Source organism: Pseudoalteromonas sp. GW168-MNA-CIBAN-0100 (assembly GCF_040309225.1).
Classification (GTDB): Bacteria; Pseudomonadota; Gammaproteobacteria; order Enterobacterales; family Alteromonadaceae; genus Pseudoalteromonas; species Pseudoalteromonas arctica.
This window is the reverse complement of record NZ_JBEOOL010001157.1, coordinates 1-232: the sequence shown is the minus strand read 5'-3', so window position 1 is coordinate 232 and position 232 is coordinate 1. Positions and strand designations below refer to the sequence as shown.

General features: G+C 39.2%; 1 pseudogene. It reads right to left on the bottom strand.

Going from position 1 to position 232, the window contains the following annotated elements:
* Positions 1 to 232: pseudogene (locus tag AAEY62_RS25015) on the bottom strand (DUF350 domain-containing protein); the annotation flags it as partial.

Here is a 232-nt window from a genome sequence, read left to right as displayed (position 1 = left end):
CCAATAGAGGTATTTTCAAGGCCAAAGTTACTTTGTAGCGATGCGCCTTGGTTAGCTTTGGCAAAGTGGTATTCACGTATTTTACTATCAAAAGCAAACATACCTTGTAGTACAAAAAAACTTACAAAGGCAATGAGTAAACTGCTAAAACCTTGAGTGTGAGTCCAAGTGTAAAGCCCTAAAGTAATAATACAGTTTGCAATTAACATACCTGAGTCGACCAGTGCGGCGC